Origin of the sequence: Mycobacterium simulans (genome assembly GCF_900232995.1) — a bacterium.
In the GTDB taxonomy this organism is placed as follows: Bacteria; Actinomycetota; Actinomycetes; order Mycobacteriales; family Mycobacteriaceae; genus Mycobacterium; species Mycobacterium simulans.
On record NZ_OCVX01000003.1, the window covers coordinates 2,709,723 to 2,729,960 of the forward strand.

Consider the following 20,238-nt stretch of genomic DNA (forward strand, 5'->3'; position numbering starts at 1 on the left):
CCGAGCAGACGGCGCCCTCCCTGTTTCCTCCCGTGTCGCGGGGCCCGGGATTGTTTTAAAGGCCCCCCCCCCGCCCCCGCCTTCCCCGCCGTTGCCGATCAACCACCCACCGTTCTCGCCGGGGGCCCCGGTCCCCGGCTTGCCGTTGGCGCCGTTGCCGATTAGCGGGCGCCCGGTGGCGGCCTGGATGGGCCCGTTGATTACGTCGATCAGGCTCTGCAACGGCGAGGCGGCGGCGGACTCGGCGGCCGCGTAGGACCCCGCACCGGCGGTCAAGGACTGCACAAATTCGTTGTGAAATGCTGCCGCTTGCGCGCTCAGCGCCTGATAACCCTGGGCGTGCGCGGAAAACAGCGCCGCGATCGCTGCCGACACCTCATCCTCGGCGGCGGCCAGCACGGTCGTCGTCTGGGTCGCCGCGGCCGTGTTAGCCGCGTTCAACGCCGAGCCGATACCGGCCAAATCCGTTGCCGCTGTGCCGAGTACGTCGGGCAGCACGATGACAAATGACATCTGACACACCTCCCAGAGCGAGATGACGTAATCGTCATACCGACCCGGGGACCGACCGATCCCGCGAAGAATCGGCAGGTCCGCAGTGTATCGCGATCACGGCATCAGCTCAGGGGTTTGCCCAAGATCCGCTGCATCTTTCCGCCGGCGCGGCGCGGGCGGAGGATCTTTGCCGGTGCGGGGTCGAGGCCGCTGTTCACGGCCGCCACCGCTTGGGAGGGCCTGGCATCGGATTTGGCGGCTTCGGCGTCGTCGTTTGATTCGGTGATCACAGGATTTACGAATGGGTTGTGGTCGGGACCGGCGTCGGCGGCGATGGCCGCGGCGGCCGCGCCGTATGTCGGGTGGTTGAGCGCGGCGGCGGATCGGGCGCAGCTGGCTGCTGGCCAGGCTCGGGCGGCGGCGACGGCGTTTGAGACGGCGCAGACGGCGACGGTGCATCCGGCGTCGGTGACGGCAAACCGAATGTCGTTGCTGTCGTTGGTGGCAACCAATTTCTTGGGTCAGAACACGCCGGCGATTGCTGCCACCGAGTTCGACTATCTGGAGATGTGGGCTCAGGACGTAGCCGCCATGGTGGGCTATCACTCAGGGGCGACGTCGATGGCCTCGGTTTTGACGCCGTTTAGCATGCCGCCGCTGGATTTGGCGGGATTGGCGTCGACGGCGACAGCTGCGGTGTCACGTGCGGTACAGGGCGCGATAGCAGCACTTCGCGGCGCGGTGACGGCCGTACAGTCAGCGGCCTCGGCGGTGCCGGTGCAGTCGTTGATGTCGGTTGCGCAGATCGCGATGTATCCGGCCAGCATGTTGATATCTCCGATGATGCAGCTGGCGAATTCGGCGAACGCGAGCACGGCTGGGTTAGCCGGTTCGGCGGCTACTGGGCTGGCGGCCGACGTACCGAAGTTTGTTGGCGACGCCGCTCCTGCGCTGAAGGGCCTGGGCGGCGGGGGACTGGGTGCCGGGATGTCGGCGGGTCTGGGGCAGGCGCGTTTGGTAGGAGCGATGTCGGTGCCGCCGACCTGGCAGGGGTCTACGCCGGCCGGCATGACAAGTTCGGCGATGCGTGGGTTGGGCGCCATGGCCAACCCCGCTACGCTGGCCCAGCCGGCTGCGGTCCCCACTGGTGGAATGCCCATGATGCCGATGCCGATGGGTGCCGGTGCCGGCGACGCTATGCCGTCCGGCGGGATGATGGGCCGCGGTGGCGCGGGTTCGCAGGTGACGCAGCAGCGCCCAAGCGTCGTGCCTCGGACGGGGATAGGTTAGCGCCGCAATGGGGTTGCTACCCCGAGTGGACGGCTTTCAGTCCGGTTCGCCAGTTTTAACGGTTGTTCAAACCGGTTGCCTCGTGAACGAATAGGGCAAACTGCTGCCCGCGTTCTCGTCGACCACGACTCGTCCGCCGAGGTAGGGGAAGGCGCGTTGGGCGCACGAAGTCCGGTTGCAGATCTTGCAGCCTGCCCCGATTGGGACCGCCGTTGTCGGATCATCGAGGACGACGCCGGTTGAGTAGACGAGTTTGTCGGCATGCGCAAGGTCGCAACCCAACCCGACAGCGAAACTCTTGTGCTGACCCAGATAACCGCGGCCCCCTGGCGCGGTCGTCTTGGCTACCCAGAAATATGAACGCCCGTCGGGCATTTGCGCCACCTGGACTACGATCCGCCCGGGTTGGGCGAACGCGTCGTGTACCACCCACAGCGGGCAGCTGCCGCCTATCCTGCTGAAGTGAAATGCCGTGGCCGACTGGCGCTTTGAGATGTTTCCGGCCTTGTCGGTACGGACCAAGATGAACGGAATCCCGCGTTGCCGCGGACGCTGTAGCGTCGAAAGTCGATGGCACACGGTCTCGAAGCCCACCCCGAACCGGCGACCCAGCAGATCGATGTCATAGCGCAATTCCTCTGCGGCGCTGTGGAACTCGCGATAGGGCAGCAGGAAGGCGCCAGCGAAGTAATTGGCCAGACCGATCCGGGCGACGGCGCGCGCCTCGGTGCTGAGCTGGCCGTCGGTGGCCACGATGGACGAGATTAACTCTGATTGGGTGAGCAGAGCGAGCTGGGTGGCGATCTGGAACGCGCGCTGGCCGGGCAACAGCCAGTGAGCGATGCGCAGCACCTTGGTGTCCGGACAGTAGCGGCGCTTGGTGGTTTCGGGTAGGTGATCATCGATAACTACCGAGATGTCGAACCGGTCACGCATCAGCGCGGACAGCTGGATGTCCAACCCGCCCACTCGCATGCCGCATCCGCCGAACATCTCTTCCGCCGCCATGTCCAGGTCGCCGACGTAGTTGTTGCGGTCGTAGAAGAAATCGCGGACCTCCTCGAACGGCATCGGTCGTTCCGGGGGCAGCTCGGCTTCGGCGGTCGCTCGAGATCGATAGCCTTCCAACTCCTCGGTGGCATCGCGCAACCTGCGGTGCACGGCAACCAGGCTGCGGCCGACGTCGGGCATCCGGGCAACGAACTCCTCGATCTGGCTTTGGCTGATGGCGCGCTCGGCGGTTTCGGTGAAGACGTCGTTGAGGTCGGCCACCAACCGGGCGTCGGAATCGGAGGCGAAGTACTGGGGTGGCAAGTCGAAGCGCTCGGTGAGCGCGAGCAGCACCGGCACGGTGATGGGGCGCTGGTCGTTCTCCAACTGATTGACATAGCTGGTGGACAGGTCCACTGCGCGGGCCAATGCCGCCTGAGTGAGCCCGCGTTCCTGACGCAGCCGTCTCAGCCGGGCTCCCGAAAAGGTCCGCGCAAACGTCTTCGTCACCCCCGACACCTTACTCCGCGTTGTATTTGCAAAGTTTGCAGAATCTCGTAGATAAGGACACAGAATTACGCATTTACAGGCTGTTTCCAGCAACCATGGGATTGCATAGTGTGCGAACTATGTTGACGCACGCGGTACGGTCCCGGCGCAGCGCGGACGATTTCCCGCGCCACGAGCACCTGGCCTACAAGATCGCCGAGGTCGCCATTGATCCAATTGCGGTCGATCCGGAGACCACGGAAATGCTGCTGAACCGGATCATCGACAACGCCGCTGTCAGCGGCGCGTCGGTGCTGCGCCGGCCCGTCACCGTGGCCCGTCAACAGGCACTGGCGCATCCGGTGCGGCACGGAGCGCGCGTCTTCGGTGTTGACGGCGGCTTTTCGGCGGAATGGGCTGCCTGGGCCAACAGCGTCGCGGTGCGCGAACTCGATTTCCACGACACGTTTTTGGCGGCGGATTACTCCCACCCCGGCGACAACATCCCTCCGCTGGTGGCGGTCGCCCAGCAGCTCGGCGTGCGCGGCGCCGACTTGATCCGCGGCCTAGCGACCGCATACGAGATCCAGATCGACCTGGTCCGGGGAATGTGCTTGCACGAGACCAAGATTGACCATGTTGCACATCTTGGCCCGGCGGTGGCCGCCGGTATTGGGACCATGCTGAGGCTGGACACCGAGACCATCTACCACGCTATCGGGCAGGCACTGCACCTGACCACTGCCACCCGCCAAGCTCGCAAGGGCGCGATCTCCAGCTGGAAAGCGTTCGCTCCCGCGCACGCCGGCAAGGTGGGAATCGAGGCGGTCGACCGCGCGATGCGAGGCGAGGGATCGCCGGCACCGATCTGGGAGGGCGAGGACGGCGTAATCGCCTGGCTGTTGGGTGGACCCGACCGCACCTACCAGGTTCCGCTGCCCGCTCCCGGCGAACCCAAGCGCGCCATTCTGGACAGTTACACCAAGCAGCACTCCGCGGAGTACCAGAGCCAGGCGCCGATCGATCTGGCCTGCCGGCTGCGCGAGCGCATCCGTGATCTGGAAGGCGACCTCGACCAGATCGCGACGATCGTGCTGCACACCAGCCATCACACCCATGTGGTGATAGGAACCGGCTCCGGGGACCCACAGAAGTTCGATCCGGACGCGTCCCGGGAGACGCTCGACCATTCGCTGCCCTACGTGTTTGCCGTCGCACTACAGGACGGCGGCTGGCACCACGAACGCTCCTACGCTCCTGAGCGGGCTCACCGGCTCGACACCGTCGAGCTATGGCACAAGATTTCCACGGTCGAGGATCCCGAGTGGACTCGCCGCTATCACTCGACCGATCCGGCCGAGAAGGCGTTCGGTGCGCGTGCGGAGGTGACGCTCAAGAGTGGTGAGGTGATCGTCGACGAACTGGCCGTGGCCGATGCTCATCCGCTCGGCGCCAGGCCGTTCGAGCGCAAGCAATACGTGGAAAAGTTCATCGAACTCACCGAGGATGCGGTGGAACCCAGTGAGCAGCAAAGGTTCCTGTCCACCGTGGACAATCTGGCCAATCTTGAGGCCGGCGCGTTGAGCGGGCTGAATGTTTTGGTCGACCCACGGGTGCTGGACAAGGCGCCGGTGATTCCGTCGGGAATATTCCGATGATCGGCGCCCCCGGCAAGCGCGCCGCGTTTCGGGCTGGACTCAATTCCGGCCGGCTGCAACGACTTCCGGGCGCGTTTTCACCCTTGGTGGCGAAGGTGATCGCCGAGACCGGATTTGACGGTGTCTATGTTTCCGGCGCCGCGCTTTCCGCCGACCTCGGACTGCCCGACATCGGGCTGACGACGCTGACCGAGGTCGCGACGCGCGGGGCCCAGATCGCCACTGCGACTGAGTTGCCGACGCTGATCGACGCCGACACCGGTTTCGGCGCGCCGTTGAACGCCGCGCGCACCGTGTCCCTGTTAGAGGATGCGGGGTTGTCCGGATGCCACCTGGAGGACCAAATCAACCCGAAGCGATGCGGCCACCTCGCCGGCAAGACCGTAGTCTCGACCGCCGAGATGGTAAAGCGTTTGCGCGCAGCGGTATCCGCGCGGCGTGACCCCGACTTCGTCATCTGCGCCCGCACCGACGCCGCCGGCGTCGAGGGCTTGACCGCCGCGATCGACCGGGCTCGCGCGTATGCCGACACGGGTGTGGACATGATCTTTACCGAGGCGCTAACCGAGATAGCCGACTTCGAGAAGTTCCGCGCCGCGGTTGACATTCCGCTGTTGGCCAACATGACCGAGTTCGGCAAGTCGCCGCTGCTGACAGTGCGGCAATTGGGCGAAATCGGTTACAACGCGGTCATCTACCCGGTCACCACACTGCGGCTGGGGATGTTCGCGGTCGAGGATGGCCTGCGTGAAATCGAGTCAGCAGGAACGCAATCCGGTCTCTTGGATCGAATGCAGCACCGCAGCCGCCTTTACGAGCTGCTGGACTACAACGTCACGCTCACGGAGGGTAACCATGACCATGCCAACCGCTGAAATCCATAAAGGTCTTGCGGGTGTGGTGGTGGACACCACTGCAATCTCCAAGGTGGTGCCGGAGACCAATTCGCTGACCTACCGCGGATATCCGGTGCAGGACTTGGCGGCTCGCTGCAGTTTCGAGCAGGTGGCCTTCCTGCTGTGGCGCGGCGAACTGCCGACCGACGCGGAGCTGGCGCTATTCTGCCAACAGGAACGCGCCAGCCGGCGGGTGGACCGATCGATGCTGTCCCTGCTAGCCAAGCTGCCCGACAACTGTCACCCGATGGACGTGGTGCGCACCGCGATCAGCTACTTGGGCGCCGAGGATCCCGACGAGGACGACGATTCGGCGAACCGCGCCAAGGCGCTTCGCATGCTCGCGGCGTTACCCACCATCATCGCGATCGATATGCGGCGCCGCCGCGGGCTGGCGCCGATCGCACCGCACAGCGGGCTGGGGTATGCCGAGAACTTCCTGCGAATGTGCTTCGGGGAGGTGCCGGTGCCCGCGATCGTGTCGGCCTTCGAGCAGTCCATGGTCCTCTACGCCGAACACGGTTTCAATGCATCGACCTTCGCGGCGCGGGTGGTGACGTCGACCCAGTCGGACATCTATAGCGCGGTCACCGGGGCGATCGGCGCGCTCAAGGGCCGGCTGCATGGTGGCGCCAACGAGGCCGTCATGCACGACATGATCGAGATCAGCGACCCGGCGAATGCGCGGGATTGGTTGCGCGGCAAGCTCGCTCGCAGGGAGAAGATCATGGGCTTCGGGCATCGGGTGTACAAGAACGGTGACTCCCGGGTGCCGACGATGAAGCGTGCGTTGACCGGTGTCGCTGGGGTACGCGACGGTCAGCGCTGGTTGGACATCTACGACGTCCTCGAGGCCGAAATGCGGGCCGCTACCGGGATCAAACCCAACCTCGATTTTCCGACCGGGCCGGCGTACTACCTGATGGGCTTCGACATCGCCAGCTTCACACCGATCTTCGTGATGAGCAGGATCACCGGATGGACCGCGCACATCATGGAGCAGGGGGCGGCCAACGCGTTGATCCGACCGCTCAGCGCGTACTCGGGGCACGAGCTACGGCCGCTGCCCACCGCGCGGGGCTGAGACGGGCTCGGCCAGGAGTCTCCTAGGAGCCGCTCGCCCCCCGGTCCCGCCGAACCGCCGCTCAAGACAAATCGGCCCATCGCGTAGCGAAGCCGTCGGGCAGAACTCACAACAGGTTGATCGCGGCGCCGGATCGAGGGCGCTTTAGTCAGGACCGCCGTACTGCCACACCAGGCTGTGGGTGCCGGTCATGGTCGGGTTGCACCACATCGTCCGGCCGTTGGCGTCCTGGGTGGTTGCGTGTAAGACGGTGCAGGGATCACCGGGTGCGGGGGCCTCAGCGGTGGCGACCGGGTCCGCAACGAGGAATCCGATCGATGCGGCTGCGGCAATCGTCGCCGATATTAGGATCCGAAGTCTGCTCATGATCGACATCTCCTCGGCAGGGCAGAACTTCACGGTAATCCTGAAGCGGACCAGCTGACAAAAGGGATCGATACCCTAACCTCGGCACGGTGCTAGAACGCGTTCTAGTCTCTCAAACCATGGGATTTCTCAACCCCGAACTGCCGCAGATCGACATGGACGAGTGGAGCAAGGGCACCCGCAGCGAGAAGATCCGCCCGATGGCCCGACACTGGGCCGAGGTGGGCTTCGGAACGCCGGTGGCGTTGCACCTGTTCTATGTCGTCAAGGTCCTGCTCTACATTCTGGTTGCCTGGCTGATCGTGTTCAGTACCAATGGAATCGAGGGATTCACCGACGTCAGGTCGTGGTACGCGGAGCCGATCGTGTTTGAGAAGGTCGTGCTCTACACGATGCTGTTTGAGGTGATCGGGCTGGGCTGCGGCTTCGGGCCGCTGAACAACCGTTTCTTCCCGCCCATGGGTTCGATCCTGTATTGGTTGCGGTTCGGCACCATCCGGTTGCCCCCGTGGCCGGATCGCGTCCCGCTTACTCACGGCACCAAGCGCAAGCCGGTGGATGTCGCGCTGTATGCGCTGCTGCTGATCATGTTGCTGTCGGCGCTGTTCACCGATGGCACCGGTCCGGTACCGGAGCTGGGCACCACGGTCGGGCTGCTGCCGGTGTGGCAGATCGTGGTGATCCTGCTACTTCTCGGCGCGCTGGGGCTGCGCGACAAGGTGATCTTCCTGGCCGCCCGTGGCGAGGTCTACGCGACACTGACGGTGACCTTCCTGTTCGGCAGTTTGAACGGTATAGACGTGATCGTCGCCGCAAAACTCGTGTTCCTGGTGATCTGGATGGGTGCGGCGATGTCGAAGCTGAACAAGCACTTCCCATTCGTGATCTCGACGATGATGTCCAACAACCCGCTGATGCGGCCCAGGTGGCTGAAACGGTGTTTCTTCGAGAAGTTTCCCGACGACCTGCGGCCGGGACGATTGTCCCGGATCCTGGCCCATGTCAGCACTTTCATCGAGATGTGTGTGCCGCCGGTGTTGTTTTTCGCGCACGGGGGCTGGCCGACCACAGCGGCCGCGATCGTGATGGTGTGTTTCCACTTGGGGATCCTGACGGCCATTCCGATGGGGGTGCCGCTGGAGTGGAATGTGTTCATGATCTTCGGTGTGCTGTCGCTGTTCGTCGGGCATGCCCGCGTTGGCCTTACTGACGTGAAAAACCCTGTGCCGGTGGCGATTTTCTTCGCCGTGATCCTGAGCATCGTGATTGCCGGCAACTTGTTCCCGCGCAAGATCTCGTTCCTGCCCGGCATGCGGTATTACGCGGGCAACTGGGACACCACGTTGTGGTGCATCAAGCCGTCGGCGAACGACAAGATCAGCCGGGGCATCGTGGCGATCGCCAGCATGCCGCAGGCCCAGCTGGAGCGCTTTTACGGCAGCCCCGAAGCTGCGCAGATCCCGATCTACATGGGGTATGCGTTTCGCGGCTTCAACACGCACGGCCGCGCGTTGTTCACCCTGGCGCACCGGGCGATGGCGGGCCACGACGAGGACGACTACGTCATTACCGACGGGGAGCGGATTTGCAGCACCGCGCTCGGGTGGAATTTCGGCGACGGCCACATGCACAACGAGCAACTGATCGAAGCGATGCAACAGCGCTGTCGCTTTGAGCCCGGCGAGGTGCGGATCGTGCTGCTTGATGCGCAGCCCATTCATAAGCAGACCCAGCAGTATCGACTCGTGGACGCCGCGACCGGTGAGTTCGAGCACGGCTACGTGCGCGTGGCGGACATGGTGACCCGGCAGCCCTGGGCCGACGACGTGCCGGTCCAGGTGCTGTCCGAGTAGGTCTGGCGAGCAGACGCAGAATCGCACGCACGCGTGGCGTGTCATGCGATTCTGCGTCTGCTCGCCCGGGGGCTAGGCTCCGGCTCGTACCTCCTGTGCCGCGGCGACCATGTTGTGCAGCGACGCGGTGACCTCGTCGACGTTTCGCGTCTTGAGCCCACAGTCGGGGTTGACCCATAGCCGCCCCGCCGGTACGGCTTTCAACGCGGCACGCAGCGACTCGGCCATCTCGTCGGTGCTGGGCACCCGTGGCGAATGGATGTCGTAGACACCCGGGCCCACGCTATTGGCGAACCCGATCGCGTTGAGGTCGTCGAGAACCTCCATGTGTGAGCGCGCCGCCTCGATGGACGTCACGTCGGCATCCAGGTCGGCGATTGCGCCGATCACCTCACCGAACTCCGAGTAGCACAGATGGGTGTGGATTTGCGTCGAGTCGGCGACGCCGGAGGTGGCCAAGCGGAAAGAACCTACGGCCCAACGCAAGTAGTCCGCCTGATCGGCGCGACGCAGCGGCAGCAGCTCACGCAGCGCCGGCTCGTCGACCTGGATGACCGCGATACCGGCGGACTGCAGATCCACGGTCTCGTCGCGAATGGCCAGCGCCACCTGGTTGGCGGTGTCGGCCAGCGGCTGGTCGTCGCGCACGAACGACCACGCCAAGATCGTGACCGGTCCGGTCAACATGCCCTTCACGGGCTTGTCGGTCAGCGATTGCGCGTAGGTGATCCACTCGACGGTCATCGGCTGGGGCCGGGCGACGTCGCCGTACAGGATCGGTGGACGGACGCAGCGGCTGCCGTAGGACTGGACCCAGCCGTTCTGCGTGGCGAAGAAGCCCTGCAGCTGCTCGGCGAAGTACTGCACCATGTCGTTGCGTTCCGGCTCGCCGTGCACCAGCACATCCAGGCCCAGATGTTCCTGCAACTTGATCACGTCGGCGATCTCGTGCTTCATCCGGCGGACGTACTCGGCCTGGTCGATCTCACCGGCCCGCAGCGCCGCGCGCGCCTTACGGATCGCCGAGGTCTGTGGATAGGAACCGATCGTCGTGGTCGGCAGCGGTGGTAGGTGCAGGCGTGCGTCCTGGCTGGCCCGGCGCTGCGCGGGGTCGCCTCGGTGCGCACCGGAGGCGACGATGGAGTCGATGCGGGCCCGGACTTGTCCGTTGCGCAGTCGCGGATCACGCCTGCGGGACGCCACGGCCGCGTTGGATGCCGCGATCTCGTCGGCGACGGCTTCGCGGCCCCCAAGGTTCCCGTGCAGGGCACGCGCTAGGACGACGACTTCGCGAACCTTTTCCGCGCCGAACGCCAGCCAGCTTCGCAAGGCGTCATCCAGCTCGGTTTCCGGCTCCAGCGAGTACGGCACGTGCAGGGTGGAACATGACGTCGAAACAGCGACGGTGGCAGCGGATCCCAATAGTGTCGCCAGCTTGGCCAGTGCCGCTTCAAGGTCGGTGCGCCAGACGTTGCGGCCGTCGACGATGCCGGCCACCAACGTCTTGCCGGCCAGCTCGGGTGCCCCGAATATTGAGGAGACGTCCGTACCTGCACCGGCGACCAGGTCGACGCCGATCGCCTCGATCGGTGTGCGGGCCAGTCCCGCCAGGGCGGCGCCGGGGTCGCCGAAGTAGGTGGCGACATGAATCGCCGGCCGGTTGCTGACCGCCCCCAGCGCGGTGTACACCGCCTCGGCCAGTGCGGGCGCGTCGGGGTTGATGTCAGTGACCAGGGCCGGCTCGTCGAACTGCACCCACTGGGCGCCCCTGTCGGCAAGGAGCGACAACAGCTCGGAGTAGATGGGCACCAGCTCCTTGAGGCGCTCGATGGGCGCGCCCCCGCCGTTGACGGCCTTGCTCAGCAGCAGGAAGGTGACCGGCCCGATGACGACCGGTCGGGCCGGAATCCCTTGCCCAAGTGCCTCTTTCAGCTCAGAGAGCACCTTGTCCGGGTTCAGCGTGAATCGGGTCGCGGGCTCGATCTCGGGAACCAGATAGTGGTAGTTGGTGTCGAACCACTTCGTCATCTCCAGCGGTGCGACCTGGTCGTTGCCGCGCGCGGCCGCGAAGTATCGGTCGAGCTCGTCGGAAATCCCCCCGACCCGGGCCGGGAGTGCACCGAGCAGTACGGCGGTGTCGAGCATCTGGTCGTAGTAGGAGAAGGTGTTCACCGGCACCGAGTCCAGGCCGGCCGCGGCCAGCCCAGACCAGGTGTCGCGGCGCAGAGTAGCGGCGACCGATTCCAGGTCTGATCGGCTGGTGCGTCCGGCCCAATAGCCCTCGGTTGCGCGTTTGAGTTCCCGGCGCGGCCCGATCCGGGGGGAGCCGGTAATGGTTGCGGTGAACCTCTGAAAATTAGCAAGTGCGTTCACGTGCGGTCCTTCAATCGACGGTGTGGTCACCGCCCGCGGACGCGCAGCCGGTCCGGGTATGCGGTGTACACGTGGGGTGCATAGCCACAACCGGGGTACGGCCAAACGCCCATTCCACGAGGCGATGAGCCGCCGGACGCGGCGCGCCCGGCGCAGCTGGCAGGTCTTCGGACTCGCAGGCGCGCACCGGTGGGTGCTCCTACTGGCCGTCGCTTCCCAGTCCCAGATCTTTGCGGACCAGTGCCTATATACCTATAAGACGGCGGTCGTTCCTGCATACCGCTGCGGGACAGTCCCGGAATCTCACCGGGTTCCCTCTCGCGTCGCATGCTTGCTTCGCTCGATGCCGGCGCCGCGTGATGCGGCGACGGCAGACCAGCTGCATCGACAAGGCTACCCCGCCGTTGTGCAGCCCGTCGCCCGCAGGTGTGGCTAGCGCTGTGCCGCCGACACCGATTGCTGCTCGGTGGGGAATTCGACCGCAGCGCTGGTCCGCTTACCACGCCACTGCAACGCTTCGATCGCCACAGCCACTTCAACGATGGTGTGGTCGAGGGGCCGGGGCAGGAGTCGTTGCGCGGTCTCAAGCCGATGCAACACGGTGTTGCGGTGGGTGTACAGAAGCTTCGCGGCGCGCGAGGCGTTGCACTCGGCCTTGATGAATGTCAGCACCGTCATGTGCAGCATCGGGCTGGCCGATTCGAAATCCCCGAGCGTGGTTCTTATGAAATCGTCGGCACCATAAGGGTTTTCGGTGAGCAGCGCCACCATCTGGACGTCGGTGAAGAACGCGATTCGTTGGCGCGACCGCAGCCGGGCCATCATGCGCTGTGTGGTGAGCGCATCGAAGTGGCTGCGGCGAAACCCCTCGATTCCTGATGCGGTGCTGCCGATCGCTATCCGCACATCCGGCGTCTTGTCCTGCACTTCGCGGATCTGCTCAGGCGTGAGAGCGGCTGCGTCTTTCACCCATATCCAGCGAGTAGCCGCACTGGCCATGACCGTAAGCGGCCGCGGGCATCCGACGGCTTGGCTGAACAAGTCAACGGCCTCATCGAGTCCGGCCGGATCATCGTCGGGCTCGTCGTACCAGATGATTGCGGCGGTATGGGGTCGGTCGAAAAGGTAGCCCAATCGCGCTTCGGCGCGCTCGCGACTGATGGGAGCGTCGTCGAGGATCAGCTCGACAATCTTGCGGCGCTGCGCGCCGATGTCTTGGGTCAGTTCTTCGTACTCCGCTTGCATCTGCGCGGCGATGCCAGCAAGTGTCGCGTCCACGAACTCGTTGGCTGACCGAAATGGCACGTCCAGTAGCTCGCGCAGCTCTTCAGGGTCTGACGTCAGTTCGAACGCGATTTCCGTCCAGCGCCGCCAGGCCACATTGTGTCCGATGCGATAAACCTCGAGCGCCGACGCGTCCAGGCCACGACGCACCAAGTCGCGCGCCATGCGTAGCGTATGGGCGCTGAGATTCGGTGGCACCGGATCGCCTGGCGTGCGCAGCATCGCGGAAGCGAAATAGACCAGATTCGCACGGTTGGAGCGAGTCACCACCGCTGCCAGGCCAGGGTCCTGGGAAATAGTCGCGTTCGCGGCCAGCGTGACGCGATCAAACTCTTCGAGCCATTCGCGGCTGGGATTGAGAGCCATCCACGCGGCCTTGCGGATTAGCTCCTGTACCCGCGGGGAAGGCGGTCGCCATGCCACGGACCGATTCTAGGGTCTTTGTGCACTTTGCATCATGGATTCGCAATGGATTAGTTGAATTGCCCTTGAACTGCTGTTTTGCTGCCGGGATCGTTGGCGCCTGCAGGACGTGTCGGCGCGACTGCGGCGGCCGGCGTGCTCAACCACCGGTCAAAGGGCGCTAACGACGCCGGGTACCTACTTGCCGCGAACGGCGACACCACGCAACACCGTGTCCCGCGCAAGGATCAACGACGCCCGGGTTCCGACCGCGCGGAGGATGTTCTCCGGGATCCACTGCATGCCGATGACGCTTCGCGCCAGCATCGCTGTGGACGGTGTGTCGATTCGGATTTCGCCTGACCGGATTCCCTCGGTAAGAAGCGATTTCATCTGCCTCAGCCGAGTCGCATACAACCATCCCGGATTGGCCGTGTCCGGCGGAGATTGCCGCATCCAGGCAAGCTGAATACGGAACTCGTCGGAAAACCGGTCCAGCGCATTGACGTTGACCCAGCTCAGTGCGTCCAGCTTCTCGACGGGCGTCGCCTCCGAGCGCAGGACGCCGACCCACCCCGCTTCGACCTTCTGTCCGAACGAGCGCATGATCGAGGCAAGCAGTTCGTCCTTGGAGCCGATCACCCGATAGACGGTCCCGGTACCAAGGCCGGCCGCGGATGCGATATCCCTGATCGTGGTGACTTCATAACCTTTGCGGCCGAACTCCGTTCGCGCTACCGCGCGAAGATGGGCCGCCTTGTCGCTGGCGTCGGCCTCGCTATCGTCGGCCCACGACTCGATGACGTCACTGGCCGCGGCCAAGGCGCGCGATCGATCTAACCCCGAATCCGAGGGTGCCCGGGCCGCCAAACCTCGCAAGATGATTCGGCACATGAGTCCGGCGACCTGTGCGGCGGAAGCGTTGTGCCGGATGACATCAAGCCCGACCTGCAGCATGGTCTGGCAGATCCGGTCAGCCAGCGTGGGCAGGTCGATTTCGGGTCTGATGTAGCCGCTCCACCTGGCGGCACGCAGCGTGTGCAGCATTGCCTCCTGGATCGCTGTCGGCCGCTGCCGCGTCAGCTTCATGAGCTCAGGATCTGCGCTTGGCCCCTCGTAGAACGACATCTGCAAGGCAGCCCGATGCCGCACGGCGCAGTCCGCGATCGCCGACCCAAGCTCGACGATCTTGTCAGCTGCGGGCCGCGCGTCGGGTTCGTCCAGCCTCGTCTGGGCGACCTGCCCGATGCGATCCAGATCAGCTTGATACCGGTGGATCAGCTCAACGAGTATCGCTTCCTTGGATTCGAAGTGGTGATACAGGCTTCCCGGCAGAATGCCTGCCGCGTCGGCGATCTCCTGCAGCGAAGTGCGCAATCCCGACGACGCGATCAGCGCCGCCGCGGTCTCGAGGATCTCGGTCCGGCGTGTTCCGGCGTCGCTGGTGGCATAGGTTTGGCTGCCGGTGGCCAAGGCATCGGTTTTCGCCATGGCTAGCCGTCCTCCCGCTGAACCCGCGCGCACACTCCGAACACTTCCTCGAAAATCGAGCCGGGCACCGTGAACGGCTCGGTTGCCGACACCTCGGACAGATGAGCCACTATATCCTCGGAGTAGCTCGGATCGGGTACCACAAGAGTTTCGGTGACCATCCGCGAAAAGCCGAACGGGAGCATGGTGTTGGCCAGGATGCCGTGTTGGGCACCTTCAATCGCGATCACATTGGACAGGCCCACAAGTCCAGCTTTGGCCGCTGCGTAATGGGCTTCCATCGGCTGCCCGAACATCCCACTCGATGAGGAGACGAACACGAACCGGCCATAGCTCTGCTTCTTCATCACCCGGTACGCCGGCTGGCTCAGATAAAACCCGCCGTGGAGGTGCACGCTGAGCATCTTCCGCCAGTCGTCCGCGGTCAACTCGTCGAAGGCAATGCTGTTGAAGATGCCCGCGTTACTCACCACGGCGTCGACGCGGCCGAAACACTCGACGGCCAGCCGGACGATCGCCTCGACGGCTTCCGGGCTGGCTACCGACTCGTGGGAGGGGGCCGCGACCCCGCCCGCGACGGCCGCACCGCGGCGAGCCAACTCCCGCGCATACCAACGGCCCAGTCCGCGGCCGGCTCCGGTGACAAGCGCGACCTGATTGGTGAAGTCGATCATGGGAGGCCTGCCGTCGGATCAGCAAGGCGGGCACCGACTTCGGTGAGGTAGCGGTCTGGGCCGCCGAGGAATGAGCTCCAGCTCAGCAGGCGCTTGAGGTAGAGGTGAGCGTCGTGCTCCCAGGTGTAGCCGATGCCGCCGAACACCTGGATCGCGGTATCGCCCACAGCCGCAAGTCGTCCGGCGAATGCCTTGGTTCGTAACGCGGACAAATGCCGCTCCTCGGAATCGGCGGCTAGGGCATCGGAGGCCCACAGTGCGTGGATCACCCCGCTGCGGGCCAGCTCGACGGTTTCGTACATGTCAACGCACAAGTGCTGAATCGCCTGGAATGTCCCGATGACCTGCCCGAACTGCTTTCGCACCTTTGCGTATTCGACGGCTAGGTCCATGACGGCGCGCGCGGCACCCAGCGCATCCGCGGCGCTGGCAATAAGAACGTCATCGACGACCGCGTCGATGTCGGCTGACGACGGTGTGGCCAGGCGCTGTGCGGTCGCGTCATCGAGCTCGACGCGAAATTGCTTGCGGGTCTGGTCGATACCACGCATGGGCGTCACCGAGATACCAGGATCGGTAGCAGCGACCGCGAAAAGACCGGTACCGTTTGCTGTTTCAGCAAGAACCAGCATGATGTCGGCAGCCGCGGCGTCCGGGAAGCCGGCAATCTCGCCCCGCAACACGACGGCATGGTCGCGATCGACCGCGTGCGGCAGGCCGCCGTCGAGCGGGCCGAAGGTGACGATTGTTGTGCCGTCGGCGATCCCGGTGAGGAGCTTGGCGGTGAGGTCGTCAGGGACGAGGCGCGTCAGGGCGCGGGTCGCGGCCACTGCAGTGGACAACCACGGTCCCGGGTTCAAGGCGGCGCCGAGTTCCTCGGCGACGATGCCGGCCTCGACCATCGTCATTCCCGCGCCACCGCATTCTTGCGGCACCAACAGCCCCGTCGCGCCAAGATCGGCAAGGCCCCGCCACACCGCGTCGGTGCTGCCGGTCGGGTCGTCGAGCAGCGCGCGCACATGTCCCGAGATCGGCGCTTTCGCAACCAGAAAGCGCCGCACGGTGTCCCGCAGCGCGAGTTGCTCGTCGGTAAGTTCGAGGTTCATTGGCGCGGCAACCCCAGCACGCGCTGCGCGGTGATGTTCTTGTTGATCTGAGACGTGCCGCCGGCGATGGTCAGCGAGCGCGACGTGAGCCGATAGTCGGCCCACCGGCCGGTGCCCAACACGTCGAAGGCCAGCGCCGCCAGGTCCTGTCCGATCTCGCCCCACACGGTCTTGGCCAGGCTGGCCGACCCCAGATCGTCTGCGCCGTGCAGTGTGGCCGAGATCATGCGCTGGCACAGCACTTCGAGATATTTGATGCGAACCGCAATCTCGCCGAGGCGTCGTAGCGTGACGGGGTCGCCAAGTGCCCCAGCCGTGCGAAGGTCAGCCACCAGTTCCTCCAAGCGCGCCTGCATCTGGGCGTACAGCCGCGCGGCGCCGGCGCGTTCGTGGCTCAGCGTGGTGGTGGCGACCTCCCAGCCCCCGTTGAGCGGACCAAGCAAGGCGTCTGCCGGCACGCGCGCGTCGCGAAAGAACACCTCGGCGAAGTCGGTATCGCCGTTGAGGGTGACCAGCGGCCGGACCTCGATGCCAGGCAGGGTGATATCGACAATCAGGCAGGAGATGCCCTGGTGTTTCGGGGCATCGGGATCGGTACGGACATACAGCTGGCACCAGTGCGCCCGATGTCCCAGCGAGGTCCAGATCTTCTGTCCGTTGACGACGAAACAGTCGTGGTCGCGTACCGCGCGGGTGCGTAGCGAGGCTAGATCGGATCCCGCTTCGGGTTCGGACATGCCCTGGCACCAGATATCGTCCGCACGCATCATCCGGGGCAGTAGCGTCTGCTTCTGGTCTTCGGTGCCGTACTGCATGATGGCCGGGGCGATGTTGTTCATGCCGATGACGTTGAGCGGCAACGGAGCCCGGGCACGGGTGGTCTCTTCGGTATAGACCAACTGTTCAAGGACCGTCGCTCCGCGGCCGCCGTACTCGCGGGGCCAGGAGACCGCCGCCCAGCCGGCATCGGCCATGGTTGCGTTCCACGAACGCAACATCCCGAACTCCGCGTCGCCCGCGGGATGGCGGCGGGCCGCGATCAGCTCATCTGTCAGGTTCTCCGACAGCCAGGCGCGCAGCTCATGGCGGAACCGTTCGACTTCCGCCGGGTAGGAGAAATCCAATTCTGCTCTCGACCTAACGCGTTTGACTGCGGACAAGCCGGACTTTACGTTGGAACAGATATTTGGTCAAACAGACGCGCAGCTCGAGGAGCGACCAGGTGAACTCCGATAGGTTGGCGCGATTAGGCATGCTGGCTTCGGCGCTGTCCGGCCGCACGCTGCAGGTAGCGCGCGCCGAACCCGGCGAACTGGCGTGGACGGATGGCACCACGATATTCGTCGACGCCAGCCGCAGCGCGCGTGAACAACTCGAGGCGTTGGTGGTGCAGGCGTCGTTGCTGGCGGCCGGAAGCCTGGAACCGAAGGTGCTGCGCACGCTTAAGCGTCGTCCCGCGCTGGCTCGGCGATACCTAGCTGTGGAAGGACGCCGGGCCGTCGCGGAGAACGCCGACTTGCTCCCTGCGCCGGTGCGTGCGCTCGCCGATACTGACGTCGATAGCGATTCGCCGGCCACCTCGCTGGCCATAGCGCGTGGCCGGCGGCCGATTGCCGACCCACCAGACGGCTTCGGAACGATCCGCGCCCGAATCCTATTGGCGTCCACGAAGAACAGTGAGAAACTCACCGGCGACCGGATTGCGGACCGGCGCCAGAAGACGCTGCGCGAACTCGATGAGGACCATGACGACAGCGAATCCCACGCTGCTGCGGACATGTTCACCAGCCCGATAGGCGGTCGGGGAGCGCTGGGTCGGCTACTGCGCAAGATGCTGAGATCGGTGCGCCGGCTCGGAGAGGGTGGTCAGCCAGGGGCCGACGCGCCGACACACCGCACGCGCTCCGGATTGCGTGGCAACACCGCTGCGGCGTTCTCGACCGCACCGGCGGGCCCGATCGATGGCCCCGGCGATGCGGGCCAGGGAATCATGTACCCCGAGTGGGACATTCATCGACAGCGGTATCGGCCGAACTGGTGCACCGTGCGCGAGGTGAACCCCCGCATCAAGGACGTCGCGACCGCGGACGGCTTCAATGAGTACGGGCTGCACCGGCCACTGGCCCGCCTGGGCCTCGGACCCGATTGGTTTCACCGCCAAGTCCAAGGCGACGACCTTGACATCGACGCGGCCGTCGAAGCACGTGTCGAGAGCATGGCCGGTAGCGCCCCCGACGAGGCGGTCTACATTGACAGCCTGCGCCGTCGGCGCGATCTTGCGGTATTGCTGCTGCTCGACGTCTCCGGCTCGGTCGCCGAGGCGGGAACGACCGGCGCGACGGTGCACGACCAGCAGCGGGACGCGGCGGCGGCCCTGGCCATCGCCCTGCACGGTATCGGAGATCGCCTGGCGCTCTATGCGTTTCATTCCCAGGGAAGATCGGCCGTGCACGTGATGCCGATAAAGCGCTTCGACGACACTCTCGATGTGTTGGCGTTGCAGCGTCTTCGCGGCCTGGTGCCCGGCGCATACTCCCGACTGGGCGCTGCTATCCGGCACGGCGCCGAAGTGCTGGAGAGCTGGGGTGGCACCACCCGGCGACTACTCGTCGTACTGTCCGACGGGTTGGCGTATGACCACGGCTATGAGCGCGTCTACGGGGCCGGCGATGCCCGCCGTGCCCTGGCCGAAGCCCGTGGCCGAGGCACCGGATGTGTGTGTCTGACGATCGGCGCCGCAACCGATCCCGAGGAGCTGCAACGTGTTTTCGGCAGCGCAGCGCATGCCGCCGTCGCGCGACCCGAACAACTCAGGCAGGTCGTCGGACCGTTGTTCCGAACGGCGCTGCGCGCAGCCGAAGTCCGCCGACCGGAGCCGCGCTACGTTCGCCGCGGCGCGGCATGAAGGAGAGAGACGAGTGACACCACCGACGCCCCGCCCCTTCTATGTATCGGTCGGCAATGAGGAGCAGGTCTTCAAGGCGGCCTTCCGCCAAGGGCTCTCGCTGTTGCTCAAGGGCCCCACCGGATGCGGAAAGACGCGATTTCTCGAGGCGATGGCATACGACCTGCAACGGCCACTGATCACGGTCGCGTGCCACGACGATCTCACCACCGCCGACCTGGTTGGCCGCTATCTATTGCGTGGCGGCGAAACGGAATGGGTCGACGGCCCATTGACCCGGGCCGTGCGCGAGGGCGCGATTTGCTACCTCGACGAAGTTGTCGAGGCCCGGCAGGACACCACCGTGGTGCTGCATCCCCTCGCCGATCACCGCCAACAGCTCCCGATCGAACGGCTGGGCGTAACGCTGGACGCCGCACCGGGATTCTGCTTGGTGGTGTCCTACAACCCCGGCTATCAAAGCGTCCTCAAGGATCTCAAGGACTCGACCCGACAGCGCATGGTGGCCATCGAATTCGGCTTCCCGACAAGCGACGTCGAGCAGAAGATCGTCGCGCACGAGGCGGGCATCGGCCCCGACACGGCCGCGGAGTTGGTCCGGTTGGCGCAGGCGATCCGTCGCCTGGAAAACGGCGGGCTACGCGAGGTGGCGTCAACCCGGGTGCTCATTGCCGCCGGGCGGCTGGTCTCGCAAGGGCTGAGTCCGCGGGATGCGGCCAGGGCCGCGATTGCCGGGCCGTTGACCGACGACGCCCGTGTCGCGGGTGGACTGACGGAAATGATCGACGTATACCTGGCCGGCCCGCAGGCCGGTCATTGACGACGATACATCCGCCGCGTTACGGTTGGAACAAATTTTAGGTTTGTCTGACGGACAGGCGC

At 65.2% G+C, this 20,238-nt stretch carries 15 protein-coding genes, 1 pseudogene and 1 riboswitch; of the genes and pseudogenes, 7 read left to right on the forward strand and 9 right to left on the reverse strand.

The window, feature by feature from the left end; translation table 11 throughout:
- Positions 1-105 precede the first annotated feature (105 nt).
- A pseudogene (locus MSIMFI_RS28100) lies at positions 106-513 on the reverse strand (PE family protein); the annotation flags it as partial.
- Between the two features lie 117 nt (positions 514-630).
- Here MSIMFI_RS28100 and MSIMFI_RS13115 point away from each other — a divergent pair.
- Positions 631-1,785, forward strand: a complete 1,155-nt coding sequence (locus MSIMFI_RS13115; RefSeq protein WP_191497527.1) for a PPE family protein — start codon at positions 631-633, stop codon at positions 1,783-1,785.
- A gap of 66 nt (positions 1,786-1,851) precedes the next feature.
- Here MSIMFI_RS13115 and MSIMFI_RS13120 read toward each other — a convergent pair whose 3' ends face one another.
- The gene (locus MSIMFI_RS13120; protein WP_396820210.1) at positions 1,852-3,348 is read right to left on the reverse strand and encodes a short-chain fatty acyl-CoA regulator family protein; all 1,497 of its coding nucleotides are present in this window, start codon (positions 3,346-3,348) and stop codon (positions 1,852-1,854) included.
- Between the two features lie 56 nt (positions 3,349-3,404).
- On the opposite strand from MSIMFI_RS13120, the gene prpD reads away from it, so the two are divergent.
- The 3 genes from prpD to MSIMFI_RS13135 are packed head-to-tail and all read left to right on the forward strand — an operon-like array spanning position 3,405 to position 6,902.
- A complete protein-coding gene (prpD, locus tag MSIMFI_RS13125) occupies positions 3,405-4,922 on the forward strand; it encodes a 2-methylcitrate dehydratase PrpD (protein WP_191497529.1) in 1,518 nt (505 codons plus the stop codon).
- On the forward strand, positions 4,919-5,797 hold the full coding sequence (gene prpB, locus MSIMFI_RS13130; RefSeq protein WP_191497530.1) for a methylisocitrate lyase: 879 nt from the start codon (positions 4,919-4,921) through the stop codon (positions 5,795-5,797). Before prpD ends, prpB begins: the two co-directional genes overlap by 4 nt.
- Positions 5,778-6,902 carry a bifunctional 2-methylcitrate synthase/citrate synthase gene (locus tag MSIMFI_RS13135; protein WP_191497531.1) on the forward strand — a complete coding sequence of 375 codons (1,125 nt, stop codon included), beginning with the start codon at positions 5,778-5,780 and terminating at the stop codon, positions 6,900-6,902. The genes prpB and MSIMFI_RS13135 overlap by 20 nt, the downstream gene beginning before the upstream one ends.
- A 144-nt stretch (positions 6,903-7,046) precedes the next feature.
- Here MSIMFI_RS13135 and MSIMFI_RS13140 read toward each other — a convergent pair whose 3' ends face one another.
- The gene (locus MSIMFI_RS13140) at positions 7,047-7,268 is read right to left on the reverse strand and encodes a hypothetical protein (RefSeq protein WP_191497532.1); all 222 of its coding nucleotides are present in this window, start codon (positions 7,266-7,268) and stop codon (positions 7,047-7,049) included.
- Between the two features lie 119 nt (positions 7,269-7,387).
- Between MSIMFI_RS13140 and MSIMFI_RS13145 the strand changes: the two genes are divergently transcribed.
- Positions 7,388-9,121, forward strand: a complete 1,734-nt coding sequence (locus tag MSIMFI_RS13145) for a DUF3556 domain-containing protein (RefSeq protein ID WP_191497533.1) — start codon at positions 7,388-7,390, stop codon at positions 9,119-9,121.
- A gap of 72 nt (positions 9,122-9,193) precedes the next feature.
- On the opposite strand, the gene metE is transcribed toward MSIMFI_RS13145, so the two are convergent.
- The 6 genes from metE to MSIMFI_RS13175 all read right to left on the reverse strand — a co-directional run bounded on the left by metE (position 9,194) and on the right by MSIMFI_RS13175 (position 17,575).
- Entirely contained in the window at positions 9,194-11,494 is a 2,301-nt protein-coding gene (gene metE / locus MSIMFI_RS13150) for a 5-methyltetrahydropteroyltriglutamate--homocysteine S-methyltransferase (RefSeq protein WP_191497534.1), read from the reverse strand.
- Between the two features lie 151 nt (positions 11,495-11,645).
- Positions 11,646-11,878: riboswitch (cobalamin riboswitch) on the reverse strand.
- Positions 11,879-11,926: 48 nt separating this feature from the next.
- On the reverse strand, positions 11,927-13,201 hold the full coding sequence (locus MSIMFI_RS13155) for an Rv1453 family transcriptional regulator (RefSeq protein WP_191497535.1): 1,275 nt from the start codon (positions 13,199-13,201) through the stop codon (positions 11,927-11,929).
- Positions 13,202-13,378: 177 nt separating this feature from the next.
- Positions 13,379-14,671 carry a TetR/AcrR family transcriptional regulator gene (locus MSIMFI_RS13160; RefSeq protein WP_191497536.1) on the reverse strand — a complete coding sequence of 431 codons (1,293 nt, stop codon included), beginning with the start codon at positions 14,669-14,671 and terminating at the stop codon, positions 13,379-13,381.
- Positions 14,672-14,673: 2 nt separating this feature from the next.
- On the reverse strand, positions 14,674-15,345 hold the full coding sequence (locus MSIMFI_RS13165; protein WP_191497537.1) for an SDR family NAD(P)-dependent oxidoreductase: 672 nt from the start codon (positions 15,343-15,345) through the stop codon (positions 14,674-14,676).
- On the reverse strand, positions 15,342-16,451 hold the full coding sequence (locus MSIMFI_RS13170) for an acyl-CoA dehydrogenase family protein (protein ID WP_191497538.1): 1,110 nt from the start codon (positions 16,449-16,451) through the stop codon (positions 15,342-15,344). The genes MSIMFI_RS13165 and MSIMFI_RS13170 overlap by 4 nt, the downstream gene beginning before the upstream one ends.
- Positions 16,448-17,575, reverse strand: coding sequence for an acyl-CoA dehydrogenase family protein (locus MSIMFI_RS13175; RefSeq protein WP_191497539.1), 1,128 nt, complete (start codon positions 17,573-17,575; stop codon positions 16,448-16,450). Before MSIMFI_RS13175 ends, MSIMFI_RS13170 begins: the two co-directional genes overlap by 4 nt.
- 98 nt (positions 17,576-17,673) lie before the next feature.
- On the opposite strand from MSIMFI_RS13175, the gene MSIMFI_RS13180 reads away from it, so the two are divergent.
- Both MSIMFI_RS13180 and MSIMFI_RS13185 read left to right on the forward strand, forming a co-directional pair.
- Entirely contained in the window at positions 17,674-19,356 is a 1,683-nt protein-coding gene (locus tag MSIMFI_RS13180) for a nitric oxide reductase activation protein NorD (RefSeq protein WP_396819928.1), read from the forward strand.
- 13 nt (positions 19,357-19,369) lie between these two features.
- Entirely contained in the window at positions 19,370-20,176 is an 807-nt protein-coding gene (locus MSIMFI_RS13185; RefSeq protein ID WP_191498240.1) for a CbbQ/NirQ/NorQ/GpvN family protein, read from the forward strand.
- Positions 20,177-20,238 lie beyond the last annotated feature (62 nt).

Bases quoted from the DNA above. Each gene is read 5' to 3' on its own strand.
- prpD (WP_191497529.1), top strand. From the start codon at position 3,405: ATGTTGACGCACGCGGTACGGTCCCGGCGCAGCGCGGACGATTTCCCG.
- prpB (WP_191497530.1), top strand. From the start codon at position 4,919: ATGATCGGCGCCCCCGGCAAGCGCGCCGCGTTTCGGGCTGGACTCAAT.
- MSIMFI_RS13135 (WP_191497531.1), top strand. From the start codon at position 5,778: ATGACCATGCCAACCGCTGAAATCCATAAAGGTCTTGCGGGTGTGGTG.
- MSIMFI_RS13140 (WP_191497532.1), bottom strand. From the start codon at position 7,268: ATGAGCAGACTTCGGATCCTAATATCGGCGACGATTGCCGCAGCCGCA.
- MSIMFI_RS13145 (WP_191497533.1), top strand. From the start codon at position 7,388: ATGGGATTTCTCAACCCCGAACTGCCGCAGATCGACATGGACGAGTGG.
- MSIMFI_RS13160 (WP_191497536.1), bottom strand. From the start codon at position 14,671: ATGGCGAAAACCGATGCCTTGGCCACCGGCAGCCAAACCTATGCCACC.
- MSIMFI_RS13165 (WP_191497537.1), bottom strand. From the start codon at position 15,345: ATGATCGACTTCACCAATCAGGTCGCGCTTGTCACCGGAGCCGGCCGC.
- MSIMFI_RS13170 (WP_191497538.1), bottom strand. From the start codon at position 16,451: ATGAACCTCGAACTTACCGACGAGCAACTCGCGCTGCGGGACACCGTG.